Below are 14,913 nucleotides of genomic sequence, written 5' to 3'. Positions count from 1 at the left end.
TGCGGGCAAATGTCACTTCGTCGTTCAACGCCACTTCAAAAGACATGCGTCATCAAGTAAGTCAACGTGTCGCTTGGATGGCGTTTAGTATCGCGTTTTTTGGATCGCTTGTCGCAAGCCAGCCGATTCAGGGACAGATCGTGGTCGGTGATAGCGGTGTCGGCTACATCGATTCCGCCGTCTTGGGAACCCAGGCCCGGGTCCGTTTTGACGCTGCGTATTCCAGTCGCTTCGCCGATCGGGCAGAGTTCTTCTACGCCCAGTACGGTGTTGACGGTGCACCGGAACTCGAACGCGGTATCGACAACCATCAAGAACTGGCGACATATCTTGAGTGGCATCGTTGGGAGAATTTTTCGTTGTTCGCCGAGATCCCGATCCGATGGATCGACCCGGTCGCCAATGATAACGCCGGAGACCTGTACGATATCCAAGCCGGCTTAAAGGCTTCGTTACTCGAAAGCGAATCCACCCTCCTGACCGCACAGTTACGTGGCTACTTTCCGACCGGCGACGCGAGTAAAAGTTTGAGCACCGATCATGTCAGCCTCGAACCCGGATTGCTGAGCCTGCATCGGCCCAATCACAGTCTGACCATTGAATCAGAACTCCGGTACTGGATCCCCATCGGTGGTTCGCTGGCGCCGCCGGTGGGCGGAACAAACGAGCGTCGAAATTTTTCCGGCGAAGTGCTTCGATACGGATTGGGCGCCGGCTACAAAGTTCACGAGGGTTCCCGGTTTGACGTGACACCTGTTGCGGAAATCGTCGGCTGGCACGTCTTTAGCGGTCTACGCAGCGATTCAACCGGACAGCGCAACTCTGCCATTAACGACGCGATCGTTAACTTCAAAATTGGCTCCCGCTTTTCGATCAAATCTAATTGCTACGACGGCGTCTCGCCGACCAGTTTGTATGTCGGCTATGGAACCGTACTGACAGAAAGCAATTGGTATAGTGACATCCTTCGAATTGAACTGCGCCGATCATTCTGATCGATGGTCCGATTAGCCAGCGGCGCACATCACGTCCACCTGATGTCATTCGTTACCACAAGCAACGGCGACTTCAGCACCACGCAATTTTCGGGCGGCAGAAATCATGTTGGTCAGCGCCGGAATGACCTCGTCCCACTGTCGTGTCTTTAGTCCACAATCAGGGTTGACCCACAATCGTTCCGCAGGGATTCGCTCTCCGGCCTTCGTTAGCAAATCGACAATCTGTTCTTCGGTTGGAATGTTGGGTGAGTGTATATCGTAGACCCCGGGGCCGATTTCGTTGGGATAGTTGAAATCCTCAAATGCTTTGAGCAGTTCCATGTCGGAACGAGAGGTTTCGATGGTGATCGCATCGGCATCCATGAGAGCGATCGATCGGATGATGTCATTAAATTCCGAATAGCACATATGGGTATGGATCTGAGTTCTATCGGCGACACCGTTTGCCGCGATGCGAAATGATAAGACGGCCCAATCGAGATAGTTTTGCCATTGTGAACGACGTAGTGGCAGTCCCTCGCGTAACGCCGCCTCATCAATTTGGATGATTTTGATGCCGGCTTTTTCCAGATCGAGTACTTCTTCACGGATCGCGAGTGCAATCTGTTGACACGAGACGGATCGTGGCTGATCGTCGCGCACGAACGACCAATTCAATATCGTCACCGGTCCCGTCAACATGCCCTTGACCGGCTTGTCGGTCAGGGATTGAGCGTACGAAATCCATTCGACCGTCATCGGCTTGGGGCGACTGATGTCGCCGAATAGAATCGGTGGTTTGACACAGCGCGAACCGTATGACTGAACCCAACCGAACTCGCTGAAGGCGAAGCCATCGAGTTGCTCACCAAAGTACTCAACCATGTCGTTCCGTTCGGCTTCGCCGTGCACCAATACATCGAGGCCGAGCGACTCCTGCTCCCGGACACAACGGGCGACCTCGTTCTGCATTGCGGTGCGATAAGCAGCCTCGTCGATGTCTCCGGCTTTGTACTGCCTTCTGGTTCGACGAATTTCCGCGATTTGAGGAAACGAACCAATCGTTGTCGTCGGATACTTTGGCAGGTTCAGGACCTCTGCCTGAGTCTCCGCGCGTTGGGCGTATGCACTTCGGCGATTTCCCCATTGTTCGCTCATTTTGGAAAGCGATTCCTGTACTTCCGCACGATTCACCCGTGGCGAATTCCGGCGTGATTCGATCGCGATCGCGTTGTTAGCCAAGTCGGCCCCGACGGCTCCTCTCCCGTACCGCAGTGCGATTTTGATGACTCGCAGTTCGTCCAGTTTTTGTTTCGCGAACGCAAGCCATTGCTTGATTTCGGGATCAAGCTTCGCTTCACTATCAAGGTCCACGGGGACATGAAGTAACGAACAGGAAGGCGCGATCCAAAGTCGATCCCCCAGTGAGTTCGCGATTGGTTCGAGCCAATCCAACGTCGCATTCAAGTCTGACTTCCATACGTTACGCCCATTGATAACGCCGAGTGAGATAACGCGATCCTGTGGTGCCGACTCGATCAATGCATCAACTTCTTCGCGGGCATTGACGGCGTCTAAATGCACGCCGTCGACCGGCAGCTTCGTGACCAGAGACAAATTATCTAGCAGCGGACCGAAGTAAGTCGTCAATAGAAGCTTGACAGGACATTGCGAGAGTGACTGGTACGCCTCTTCAAACGCCTCCTGCCAAGGCGTCTCCAATTCCGTCACTAAAATGGCTTCATCGATCTGCACCCACTGGACGCCTTCGGCAGCTATTCGCTCAAGCAATTGCCGATAGGCTTCGACCAGTTGCGGCAGCAATGCTCGTTTGTCAGAAGCATCCTTCGACTTACCGAGCGCTAAGTAGGTCACCGGGCCAATGATCGTCGGCTTGACGTTCTGCCCCTGTAACTTTGCCTCACGAATTTGTTCGATCAGTCGCGACGCATCCAACGAAAACGTCGTGTCGGATTGAAACTCGGGGACGATGTAGTGATAGTTCGTGTCAAACCATTTCGTCATTTCTCCGGCAGCAACGCCTGCCGGATTCTGGTCGTCCGTTGCCGATGGTGCGGAACGTCCGCGGGCGACACGAAAATAGTTGTCCAGTGCGTTGCCATGGTAATCACGCACGCGATCGGGAAGATTCCCAAGCGTGAAGCTCATGTCCAGCATCTGGTCGTAGTAGGAAAAATCGCCGACCGGCACCCAGTCCAACCCTGCTTGAGTTTCCCAGTTTTGACAACGCAGTTCATTGCCGATCAAAGTTAGCTCAGCTTGTGAGATGAGTCCCTTCCAATATTTCTCTAGAGCAAATTTCAGTTCTCGCTTGGCACCGATACGTGGGAAACCCAAATTGTGCGCGTTAACCATGTGTTCTGTCGTTCCTTTCGATCGCGGATAGAAAAGAGGCCTGGTGGAAGATTCCCGGGCAAACATATCCGCTTGAATCCATGAACAAAAATGATCATATTTCACGGAACCATGAATTCTGTTTATCTCTCTTGAGGCCGGAAGGATGCCCACGATTGAACGCTCTCACCTGGAGATCGTCCGTGCCGTGAACGAACATGGCTCGTTGACCGCGGCGGCAGACCTCCTGTACGTCACACAGCCTGCGCTGAGCCACTCGATTCGGAAGCTCGAAGACGCCCTGGGATTAAAGATCTGGACGCGAGAAGGTCGCACCCTGCGTCTGACCCAAGCCGGTGAGTACCTGGCCGCAGTGGCCAATCGATTGCTGCCCCAATTTGAGCGGGCGGAACAGCAGCTTCAACAGTTTGCGCAAGGCGAACGCGGGATCATGCGAATTGGGATGGAGTGCCATCCTTGTTATCAGTGGTTGCTAAAGATCGCCGCCCCATTCTTGCAGGCTTGGCCGGGAGTTGATCTGGACGTAATTCAGAAGTTTCAGTTTGGCGGAATCGATGCGCTACTCGCCCATGATATTGACGTATTGGTCACGCCGGATCCACTTAAGAAACAAGCACTAAGCTTTGAACCTGTTTTTGACTATGAACAGGTCTTGGTCGTCGATGACGCCCATCCGTTGCGTCGAAAGAAATACGTCCAACCAGAACAATTGGCCGATCAGACATTGATTACCTACCCGGTCCCCACCGACCGACTTGATGTCTTCAGCCGATTCCTAACGCCGGCAGGTGTGATCCCGAAACGGCATAAGTTGATCGAGACCACCGACATCATGTTGCAAATGGTTGCCAGCGGCCGAGGCGTTGCCGCACTTCCTCGTTGGCTGGTTGAACAACGGCGAGATCGCTTCGCCATCCATCCGATTCGCCTTGGCGAAAAAGGTGTCGACAAGCAGATTTTTCTTGGCTTGCGAACGAAGGACAAAGACATTGACTACATGAAATCATTCGTCGAAATGGCTCGTGAAAGCCGTGCAATTGAGAGCAGACGTGGGGAGAACCGTTGATGCGTATCGTTTCGCTTCTTCCCAGTGCAACAGAGATTGTTTGTGAGCTTGGTCTTGGCGATCAGCTCGTTGGCGTGACTCATGAATGTGACTTTCCGACGTTCGCGGGCAAGCTTCCCAAGGTGACTAAGGCACTGATCCCGCACGATGCATCGAGTGCTGAAATTGATACACTCGTCCGGGAGCAACTGAAAACGCGGAACGCGCTCTATACGTTGGATTTGCCAACACTTCAACAATTGCGTCCCGATTTGATTGTCACCCAAGCGCTTTGCGATGTCTGTGCGGTTGCAGAAGCCGAAGTCAGTGCGGCGGCTTGCAGCCTGCCCGGCCGACCGCAGGTGGTCAACCTCGAACCGACGTGCTTGGAGGACGTGTTCGAATGCCACCGCCGTGTAGGGCAAGCAGCCGGTGTGCTCGATCAGGCAATTCGAGTTGTTTCACATTTGCGTGATCGTGTCGATCGAGTCGTCCAACGTTCGGAAGAGAGCCAGGAACATCCTCGAGTCGTCTTGCTCGAATGGATCGATCCACCCTTTAGCAGTGGCCATTGGTCACCAGAGTTGGTTCGCTTGGCCGGCGGCACCGAACTGATCGGCAGCGAAGGGCAGCATTCCAAGACCATCACTTGGCAGGAGATTGTCGACGCCGATCCCGAGGTCATGGTGATCGCGTGCTGTGGTTTTGACATCCGTCGAACCCAACAGGACCTTCCCATTTTGGCCGCGTACTCGGGATACAACGAATTGAACTGTGTCCGCAGCGGACGAGTTTACGTCGTCGACGGAAATGCATATTTCAACCGTCCAGGGCCAAGGCTGGTCGATAGCCTTGAAATCCTAGCCCACCTGTTGGATCCAGAAACGCATCCGCCGCCGGACGGCTCGCTAACGTACATTCCTGTTCATCGATCGAGCGCTCCGTGATAAAACGGGGCATCGTCAATGCCACCAAACGTTCGAAGATGGCTTGGATTCCGAAACTAACCGAGGCCGACTTGCCAGCCGGCGGCGCTTACCGCGAGCCCGCTTTGTATCTGGTCTCGGCGAGGGACGTGCGGCGTGAACGGATTCGACGCAACGCTTCAACGTGTTGCGGGGCGTTTTAAGGCTCTGGGGCGATCTCGTACCGAAGACGTCAGCGAGCTTTCCAGACTCGCGACTGACGCCGTGCGGCTCGTCCTACGGTCGTACCGCAGCGGCGTACTCGTGGTATTGTCCAACGACGCTGCGCAGCCGCGTTACAATGACGACCGTCGACTTTTTGTCTCCTCCCGAGAATCTCTGACATGCGATTGCCCGCCGTCCCCATCAAGAGTGTTGTTGCGTTTGTTGTATTGATGACCGCCGCCGTCGTCGATGCGGCTGAAGGATCCAACCCGGAGTCTCCGCCGTCCACGGCCCTCCCCAGAGCGACACCGGAATCGCAAGGCGTGGCTTCGTCGGCGATCACTTCCTTCATCAAAGCAGCCGATGCCGAAGTCGATAGCATGCATAGTTTCATGCTGGTTCGGCATGGAAAGGTGGTTGCGGAGTGTTGGTGGGCTCCCGAGGCGGCAGACAAGCCGCATATACTTTGGTCGCTCAGTAAGAGTTTCACATCGACGGCTGTCGGTTTGGCGGCCGAAGAAGGTCGTCTCGATATTGATGACCCAGTATTAAAGTTTTTTCCCGATGAGGCACCGGCCAACCCATCGGACCATTTGAAGGCGATGCGAGTCCGTGACCTGTTGACGATGACGGCAGGGCATGACCCACTTCCACGCCTGGCCGAAGAGGATCATTGGGTTAAGAAGTTTCTTGAAACCCCGGTCCCCAATCAACCCGGGACGAAGTTTCTCTACAACACACCGGCGACGTATATGCAGTCGGCAATCGTGCAAAAAGTGACCGGACAAACCGTTCGCGATTACCTGATGCCACGGTTGTTTGAACCACTCGGCATCGACGAGCCAACCTGGGATGCCAGCCCACAGGGGATTTCGATCGGCGGTTATGGTCTGTATTTAAAAACGGAAGACATCGCGAAGTTCGGCCAACTGTATCTGCAGCGCGGGCGTTACAACGGCAAGCAACTCGTTCCCGCCGATTGGATCAAGCTTGCGACCAGCAAACAAACCGAGAATGCAGATGCTCCTAGTGGCCGCAATCCCGATTGGCGACAAGGTTATGGTTTTCAGTTCTGGAGATGTCGACACGGGGTTTATCGTGGCGACGGAAAAGACGGGCAATTCTGTGTTGTCATGCCAAAGTTTGATGCCGTCGTCGTGATGACCGCAAACTCGCGAGACCTGCAAGGGCAACTGGCGTTGGTCTGGGAGCATTTGTTGCCGGCCTTTGAATCCGCGCCGCTACCGGAAAACGAGGCCGCCCGGGAAGCATTGCGGCAATCGGCCGGAAAACTGACCGCGTCACGTTGAGTTGAAGAGTCGATGTGGCCGCGATGAATCTTTGTGTCGTTTGATTGCCGATTGCCAGTCGTTGCACTGTCCGGTTGTTGCACTACATTAGGCTTCGTCCCAGCCATCGCTTTCTCCGGAGGCGGCGCGACAACGTGGTGGCCTGATTCGTCAATCCTTTCAACAGATCCGTCGGGTAGACGTCGAATGGAATCAGATGATGGGTTCCTGCGCGCCCTTTCAGCGCATGATGCGGCCGTGTCACAACTGGGGTTGCCGATTTGGATCGGTGCCGAGCCGACGTTCACGGATCGTTTTTCGGAGGCCCCCGAGTGGTTGTTTTGCGCGTTGGGTGATGACAAGCGTGAGCGGGCCGAACGTGTCTTCGCACGCTTGGCATCTGCTTCGCCCGGCTCCGCCGTCTTTCGATGTGTCGGTCGTCAGTATGAAGACGAGGATCTGCCACGTTGGAACTACGGCCTTTATAGCCATCGGCAAGGCCGCACGACTTGGAAAGGACCGCCCGATCCGTTGTTAGTCGGGTCACTGGAAAACGCGAGCGGGGCAGGCGAATCACCGGACCCTGTCAAGCTAGACCCAGTCCAATACGCTCGTCTGCTCGCCGATCGGCTCAACCAACGTTGCCTCTCCGCCAGCGTGTTGCCGGAACCTCAGGCAGGTCGATTGGTGTTTCGTTGTGACGATGTTCCGCTTCCGACAGACATCAAGCAGTGTCCCGACCTCGGCAGGGCGTTGCTCGGGCAGGATCGTGTCGAAGGTGTTGAGGTTTGTGACGAGCTTGCTCGTGACGGAAGCTATCTAATTTGCTGTGTCCCGAGCGGCGACGCCCTGCAGGTGGAGTTGCCGGCGATCTCGGATATCGAGTTGTTCGCGAGGGTGTTGGAAACGATTGGCGAGACGGCCAATGAGTTGGAGATCCCGGCGATGATGTTGACCGGGTTTCCGCCACCGATCGACGATTCGATCGCGTGGATGACAGTGACGGCTGATCCCGCGGTGATCGAGGTCAACATGGCACCCGCAAATCAAATCAGCGACCTTTGGCGAGACCTCACGCAGCTGCAGCAGGCAGCCAACGCCGAGGGGTTGGATTCTTTTCGGCTGCAGTACAACGGCGAAGAGAGTGACTCCGGAGGTGGTGGTCAGATCACATTGGGAGGCCCCACACCTCAGGCCAGTCCGTTTCTGCGAATCCCAGGGATGCTGCCCAGCTTGGTTCGTTATTTCAATCGCCATCCATCCTTGTCTTACCTGCACGCGTTTGCGTCGATCGGTCCGGCCAGTCAGGCACCACGGGTCGATGAAGGGGTGCGGGGGACGATGAATGAGCTTCGTTTGACGCTCGAATTGCTTCGCCGAGTTGGAAACCCAGCACCGGAGACTATCTGGGGGGCGCTCGCACCGTTTCTCGCCGACCCCGGTGGAAACACGCATCGGGCGGAAATCAATATTGAAAAACTTTGGAATCCGTACTTGGGTAACCGCGGTCGACTGGGGCTGGTCGAGTTTCGTTCGTTCCGAATGGGGCCGGTTCCCGAAACGACGACGTCACTTGCCGCGCTGCTCCGATCGATCGTGGCCATGTTGGCCGCCCATCACTGCGATCAACCGCTGGTCGATTGGGGCGGCGAGTTGCACGAGCGTTATTCGCTACCGTTCTTTTTGCAAGCTGACTTGCGTGAGGTGCTTGAAGACCTAAATCGTGAGGGTTTTGGTTTGGGAGAGCCGATTGTTGAGCACCTGATGCGAGACAAAGATCTGCTGCTCTCTCGGTTTCAGCTTGGCAATACCCAGGTTGAGCTTCGACGGGCGATGGAATTTTGGCCGCTCGTCGGAGACGTCTCGATGCAGCGGGGTGGTTCAAGGACGATCGATGCAAGCACGCATCGAATCGAAGTCCGGTTGCGAAACAATGACAACCCCGAATCGCTCGACGACTGGACGTTACGTTATGGCGATTGGGAAATTCCGCTGCGCGCCGTTCACGATCGTGTTGGGGATGGCAGGCTGGTCGGATTGCGTTATCGGAGTTTTTGTCCACAGCAAGGATTGCATCCGACACTTCCGGCGCAAGATCCATTGACCCTGGTGCTTTCGCATCCTGACGATCGGCATTGGGAGATCTGTTTGCATCAGTGGGAGCCCAATGGGCAAGCCTATCCCGGTTTACCGGTTGACCTCCAGGAAGCTCGATCACGAAGGCAAGCACGTTGCGTCGTGAAGCAGCTCCACCGCGCTCCAGATCCCGGAAACCCACCGCCACCGGAGGCCCTCGGTGACCATATCACTGATTTGCGATGGTATTAAAGACGCGCAGATGATTACGGTGATGTTGCCGGATCGCAGGTTTCCTGTGGGGGGCAATTCATGCTTTTTGCGAGCACGAAAAGAGGCTAGGTTCCTAGGAACCTAGCCTCTCGATACATCGCTCTAAATTTAATGGATTCTGTCGTTACTGACCGATAGCTTCTTCGATTGTCTCGCCAGAATCCTTCGTTCCGAGTGCACCCCAGACACCGTAGGGGCTTTCGCGTCCGGCCCCGGCGGTCCCGTAGGTCGGGTCGAGATCATGGTAAGGCACTTGGTTTTGGTCACCTGAGTCGATGCTATCAGTGATGAAGGTTACGGCGCCGTCGCTCATCAGGATGTGAACTCCACCTTGGTGCAAGCTGGAGGCAGAGCCGTAGCCGAAGTCACCGTGACCCCGGTAGACGCAGTAGCTATTGGGTGGGCGGATCGTATTAAACTGCGAAAATTGAGGGCGGCCATCGGGCCATCGGCGGCCACGACCGTGACGATCCGCTTCATCAAGCCCGGGGTCTGCATTGGTCAGTGAAGGATCCCAGTAATTCGGGCGTTCAGGATCAAGGTACTGTTCCCACGTGTTTGGCGGTTGTGCCATGTCCGCAGCTTCGGCAACACGGTAAGGAACCGTTGCAACGCGACGTTTACGATCATCAACGATATTTTCGCCACACATCACGGTGTTCGACAAACCATCACGGATGTCGCGGAATTTGGTGAAGTGTCGGTTGTGAAACACACCCCGTGCCCAGCGGCTTCCTGCTTCAGAACCCCAGGTTCCATTATTGCTAGCGACCCCTTCGTCATTTACACCACCGTGGTGTTGTTCGAAATAGGCATCGCCCGCACATGCGGAGTAGTTGGTGAACGCAACACGATAGGGTGCAGCGACGGTCGAATCGCTGGGGCACCGGTAGGCAGGGACCTGTGTCAACCATGGTTGATAGTTATCGTTCCAAGGGACCGGACCCATGGCAGGATAAGGTAAGGCTCCTCCGTCAGTACGTTTCGTCCCATCGCGATTCAAGTCGAGAGGATTGCTGATCTGATCCCAGAGACCTTGTTGTTCGAGAAATGGCAGGATGCCTACCATCCAGCTTAGGCTCAGGCGGTTGTTAAAGTCACCGTTGTCGCCGTGGACATGGGTCCGGTAGGTCCCACCGCGGTTCATCGGCAAGTTCTTGTACGCCGAGTGATAGTTGTGTAGCGCTAGGCCGATTTGCTTGAAGTTGTTGCTGCAACTCATGCGGCGAGCCGCTTCACGTGCGGCTTGAACAGCGGGAAGCAATAGCCCCACTAAAATTCCGATAATGGCAATCACCACAAGTAATTCAACTAATGTGAACGCCTTGTTGTGATTCCTGTGATATCTGTGTCGCATAAATTCCTCTGACTTCGTTGGTAAAAAACTAAACAAATATAAAGCAACCGCCGTATCTCTCTGTCGGCAGTCGGTCGCACCGCGATCTTGCCAGCTACTCCGTCTAGCTGGAGAAGATCGGATGCCAAACGCTCAGGTGTCGCCACTAAGTTGCAAGCCAATCCGGTGGCAAACACAGTCGAATCAAATGTCATCGGGCCCAAGATTCAGAAAGGCTCTGAATGCGGTTTTACGATTCTGTGCTTTTGCAATAAGCCAATGACGTATTTTTAAGCAGGTAAACACGAGTCTTTGGGTTTAAAGATCTGGAAAACACTCTCCCAGTGGGAGAGTGAAAAGACTTAAGCCGAATCATTCGTGTTCAACTACTCGGTGTTGTCTGTTGGAGGTCTATCTATTCATGTTGCGGGACCAAAGGGAAAACGGTGCCAAGTATCAGCTTGGTGATTTGTTTTGATTGGATATTAAGGGCGATCTATCAAACGTGGCGATCTCGATTCGGCTAGACCATGATGTTTTGAGTTGACCAATTCACTCGAGACTGACATGGGTTTCTAATCACTCTTCTTCCGGGAAGGTCGAACATCAATCTCGCGAGGATCGCCTTCATCTTGGGCAAAGTGACGTCGAGTCAGATTGCAGCGTTCTTTACTGATCGAGGGCTGCAACGCTAAGTATTGACTCGCGTCCGAGTCTCTCCGCGAACATGAAAATGGATTCGTCGCCTTGGGAAAATTTCTTATGCCTAATGCTCTTGCGGTCGGTGCGTTCTCTTGGTCTCCATCGTGGCAGATGCTGTAAGTTGGTTCATTAACTAACTATCTGCCCTATGGTTAGGGTTGGCATCAATGTCGCCTGTTGAAGCGTGTAAAACGATTTCCATTGATACGACGCCTTCAGCGTTGTCGCGACACTTCATAATGGCGATAACTGGTCGTGCCGAACCTGTATTGGAACGGTAGATCCGTACGGCGGGCGGACTTTTAGCCTGGTGGGTTTGCCGAATCCTCTGTGACTATTTTTCTGTCACGTCGGTTCGTACTATCTAGTTAAACAAGTAAACCATGTTGGGTGGGTCGGGTACCGTTAGGAAAGACGAAATCGCACGATCGTCTTTATGAAAGCTCCAGTGATAGGTGGCATGCCCTGGTCGATTCATGGAAAACATGTTGCTCTGTCGTCCAGGTTGATGAATGCAGAGGCGAGTGTCAGAGATCCGACACTCTTTCTTGCGTTAGGATCGGACATTATGTTTCTACTTTCACCGGTACTCAGTTCCCGGTAATTAAGTCGCTTGATATCTCTGGTGCGATCTTGAACATGGTCCGTCATTTCACTTTGATCGTTTCTCACTGCAGAGTTTCTCGGGGCATTGATCGATGGGGAATATGGATTGGCTTCAGCCTGGTGATTCTGTCTGGCTGCATGTCGGAGCGGGGCGATCAGTCCGCCGATCCTAGAAGCGGCTCCTCGGGCGCGCGTGTCGGGGCGTCTCCTCTCTCCTTGACGGAGCAGGCCGTTGATCAACACCAAAACGGAAATTGGCGAGAAGCCGATCGGTTAGTTCAGCAAGCACTCATTCAAGATCCGGGCGATCTTCTCGCACTTCAATTGGCGGTAGAGCTCTCTGCAAACCAATCGAACTTTGGACGCGCTGCCGAACTTGCGGAGAGAGTGGCCGAGATCGATCCCGTGAACGCCCCAAAGATTTTGGTGAATGCTTTCGACTGGCGTATCAAGGTCGGAGATTTTTCGGCCGCCGAAGCGAACTTGCGTAACGGGTTGCGACTGGAGCCCGAAAATGTCGGAATCAACCGACTGTTGGCTCAGTTACTGAACGCGCAGGGACGTCGTTACGAAGCCAGTCAATACGTCCGTGAGTTGATTCGGTTACGGGCGGTCACGCCGATCGAAATACTGAGTTTGGTTGACCTTTCGGGACCTTTTTATTTGGCTTCATTTGACGAATTCGAGAAGGAAGGCGAAGTCACGCTGCTTCAATTGGGGAAAGCGAGAGAACGCTATACCAAGTTCAATTTGCCACCGGATCAAATTCTCGAACAGATTCAAAGGATTCGATCGGCGTTTCCGCAGAGTATCGCCGCGGCAGCATTTCATGGCCGTGTATTGTCCGAGACAGCACGCTTTGACGAGCTCCCCGATTGGTTCAATCAAGTCCCGGAAGGTATCGCCGGCCATCCGGAGTACTGGAGCGCAATCGGGAATTGGTTGGTTCACATAGGTGAGGCGGATGCATCGATTCGGGCTTTCGGAGAGGCCGTGCGTCTTGACCCAACCGATCGAGAGTCTCTGCGCCAAATGATGCAAGTCTTAGCGAGGCAAGGGAATGACTCCAAGGTAGCGCATATCCGCGATAATCTTGTGGTTTTAGATCGTATCTTTCGGATCGCTAAAGACGCGAAGCATGAAGAGAAGCTCTGGATCGCTGAACAATTGCGACGACTCGCGCGGCCGTGGGAATCGGTCGGATGGCTGATCTATGACGCACAGCAAATGGGTGATCTTCGCGAACGGATTCCACAGATTCGCCTCCGCGCGGAAGCCATCGAGCAATGGGAACGAGCCGGGAGTGAACATCAAATCCGCCAAGCTCGACTAACGCGGCTGATCGGTTTTAGTGTTAGCGAGATCGAGCTGCCCGATGTCAATGGACTTCGCTTGCCAGTTGAGTCATCGAGTCCCATGGAGAATCGAGAGAAGCTCCGTTTCACTGATGTGGCAAAGCAGTGTGGTATCGACATGACATTCCAAAGTGGCTTTCCAAAAGACGGTAAAGGGTTCTATCCGTATCAGGTCAATGGTGGGGGGATCGCTGTCTCGGATTTCGACCTGGATGGATGCAATGACCTGTATTTCGCAAACGCAGGGAATGATCCGCGGGAAGACAAGGGCTCTCAACCGAACCGTTTGTTTCGGTCCGAAGCTGACGAGCAATTTGTTGATGTGTCTCGTCTGGCCGGGGTTGACTCTCAAGGCTTCGGCCAGGGCGTTGCGGCGGGGGATTTAAACCAAGATGGATTTCAAGATTTAGTTGTGGGCAATATCGGTCGAAACGAAGTCTATCTAAATCAAGGTGACGGAACCTTTGTCGATGTCAGTGACTCGCTGGAATCGCTTGCGGACTCTTGGACCTCGTGTGTCGGCATCGCCGATATCAACGGTGACATGCTGCCAGAAGTCATCGAAGTCAACTATATCGATGATGAACGCTCTTTTGACGCACGATGTGACGAAGGCTATCTGGAATGTCAGCCCCAGCGTTTCTTAGCGGCCGCGGATCAAGTCTTTCTTAATCAGGGGGATGGTCAATTCTTACCTTGGGAAGGTTTCCCACGAGGCGACGAGACGCGTCAGCATGGATTTGGCCTCGTCATCGCAAACTTTGACAACGAGTATGGCAATGACTTTTTCGTCGCCAATGATGGGGATTTGAATCACTTTTGGATCAGCGGGCCGAGCTCGAAAAAGGAACTAGGGCCGTATCAGCTGACAGAATCTGCTAGCCTTCGTGGATGTAGTATCGGTCGTGGGGGAGATAGCCAGGCATGTATGGGAGTCGCACATGCGGACTTGGATCGCGATGGGACACTCGACCTGCTCGTCACGAATTTTCATCATGAGCCGGTCAATCTTTTTTTGCAAACGTCCTCCGGGTACTTTGCCGACGAGGCCGTGAAGTATGGGCTCTTCGAGCCAACCTTTTCGGTGTTGGGGTTTGGTACGCAAGCGGCCGACTTTAACAATGACGGCTGGATGGATCTTGCGGCACTTAGTGGTCACGTTTTCAACGCCACCGATGAAGGGATTCCATTTCGAATGAAGCCACAGCTGTTCTGCGGGGCCGCGTCAGGATTCACGCTGCAAGAAGCGAAACAGATAGGTCATTACTGGCAGCAAGAACAGCTCGGTCGCACGTTAGCGACACTGGATCTTCACCGAGATGGAAAAATAGACTTGGTGAGCAGCCATTTAGATCGTCCGATGGCACTCTTGCGGAATGAATCATCGGCCGAGCGGTGGTTGCAATTAGAGCTTTTCGGAGTTGATAGCGAACGAGATGCGATTGGTGCGGTGGCACACGTGCGCTGTGGTACTCAACAATGGCACGCTTGGCAAACCGCTGGGGATGGTTACATGTGTAGCAACGAGCCCGTCCTGCATTTCGGTCTCGGGGCATTTGAACATGTTGATGAACTTACGATCGACTGGCCGTCGGGGAAATCACAAAGGTTCACACAGCTCGATGTCGGCCAACGCTATTTTGTTGTCGAGGGTGTTGATGAAATTCAGCAACGTCAAAAGCTTTCGGGAAACTGATCCTGGTCAACCCATCGCAAGCAACGCTTGCCGCGAGACCCGGTTTGAGTCG

At 54.1% G+C, this 14,913-nt stretch carries 8 protein-coding genes; 6 read left to right on the top strand and 2 right to left on the bottom strand.

What is annotated here, in order from left to right:
* The first annotated feature begins 44 nt into the window (after positions 1-44).
* On the top strand, positions 45-995 hold the full coding sequence (locus FYC48_RS14590) for a hypothetical protein (RefSeq protein WP_149497459.1): 951 nt from the start codon (positions 45-47) through the stop codon (positions 993-995).
* A 45-nt stretch (positions 996-1,040) separates the two neighbouring features.
* Here the strand turns inward: FYC48_RS14590 and metE are convergent, their stop codons facing one another.
* Positions 1,041-3,353 (bottom strand): 5-methyltetrahydropteroyltriglutamate--homocysteine S-methyltransferase, encoded by a 2,313-nt coding sequence (gene metE, locus FYC48_RS14585; RefSeq protein ID WP_149497458.1) that lies wholly within the window; start codon positions 3,351-3,353, stop codon positions 1,041-1,043.
* Positions 3,354-3,498: 145 nt separating this feature from the next.
* Between metE and FYC48_RS14580 the strand changes: the two genes are divergently transcribed.
* The 4 genes from FYC48_RS14580 (at position 3,499) to FYC48_RS14565 (ending at position 9,145) form a co-directional block, all read left to right on the top strand.
* Positions 3,499-4,419: a LysR family transcriptional regulator gene (locus FYC48_RS14580; RefSeq protein ID WP_149497457.1), complete on the top strand. Its 921-nt coding sequence runs from the start codon at positions 3,499-3,501 to the stop codon at positions 4,417-4,419.
* On the top strand, positions 4,419-5,345 hold the full coding sequence (locus tag FYC48_RS14575; RefSeq protein ID WP_149497456.1) for a cobalamin-binding protein: 927 nt from the start codon (positions 4,419-4,421) through the stop codon (positions 5,343-5,345). The genes FYC48_RS14580 and FYC48_RS14575 overlap by 1 nt, the downstream gene beginning before the upstream one ends.
* 362 nt (positions 5,346-5,707) lie before the next feature.
* Entirely contained in the window at positions 5,708-6,838 is a 1,131-nt protein-coding gene (locus FYC48_RS14570) for a serine hydrolase domain-containing protein (RefSeq protein WP_235034261.1), read from the top strand.
* A 186-nt stretch (positions 6,839-7,024) separates the two neighbouring features.
* The gene (locus FYC48_RS14565) at positions 7,025-9,145 is read left to right on the top strand and encodes a transglutaminase family protein (RefSeq protein ID WP_149497455.1); all 2,121 of its coding nucleotides are present in this window, start codon (positions 7,025-7,027) and stop codon (positions 9,143-9,145) included.
* Positions 9,146-9,290: 145 nt separating this feature from the next.
* On the opposite strand, the gene FYC48_RS14560 is transcribed toward FYC48_RS14565, so the two are convergent.
* Positions 9,291-10,523 carry a DUF1559 domain-containing protein gene (locus FYC48_RS14560; RefSeq protein WP_149497454.1) on the bottom strand — a complete coding sequence of 411 codons (1,233 nt, stop codon included), beginning with the start codon at positions 10,521-10,523 and terminating at the stop codon, positions 9,291-9,293.
* Between the two features lie 1,713 nt (positions 10,524-12,236).
* On the opposite strand from FYC48_RS14560, the gene FYC48_RS14555 reads away from it, so the two are divergent.
* Positions 12,237-14,861 (top strand): CRTAC1 family protein, encoded by a 2,625-nt coding sequence (locus tag FYC48_RS14555; protein ID WP_160149531.1) that lies wholly within the window; start codon positions 12,237-12,239, stop codon positions 14,859-14,861.
* The last annotated feature ends 52 nt before the right edge of the window (positions 14,862-14,913 follow it).

It is taken from the genome of Roseiconus lacunae, assembly GCF_008312935.1.
GTDB lineage: Bacteria > Planctomycetota > Planctomycetia > Pirellulales > Pirellulaceae > Stieleria > Stieleria lacunae.
The sequence above is the reverse complement of the archived record's forward strand: the minus strand, read 5'-3'. Positions and strand labels throughout refer to the sequence as shown.

Coding starts and splice junctions, on each gene's coding strand:
- FYC48_RS14565 (WP_149497455.1), top strand. CDS start 7,025: ATGGAATCAGATGATGGGTTCCTGCGCGCCCTTTCAGCGCATGATGCG.
- FYC48_RS14580 (WP_149497457.1), top strand. CDS start 3,499: ATGCCCACGATTGAACGCTCTCACCTGGAGATCGTCCGTGCCGTGAAC.
- FYC48_RS14560 (WP_149497454.1), bottom strand. CDS start 10,523: ATGCGACACAGATATCACAGGAATCACAACAAGGCGTTCACATTAGTT.
- FYC48_RS14570 (WP_235034261.1), top strand. CDS start 5,708: ATGCGATTGCCCGCCGTCCCCATCAAGAGTGTTGTTGCGTTTGTTGTA.
- FYC48_RS14575 (WP_149497456.1), top strand. CDS start 4,419: ATGCGTATCGTTTCGCTTCTTCCCAGTGCAACAGAGATTGTTTGTGAG.
- FYC48_RS14590 (WP_149497459.1), top strand. CDS start 45: ATGCGTCATCAAGTAAGTCAACGTGTCGCTTGGATGGCGTTTAGTATC.
- metE (WP_149497458.1), bottom strand. CDS start 3,353: ATGGTTAACGCGCACAATTTGGGTTTCCCACGTATCGGTGCCAAGCGA.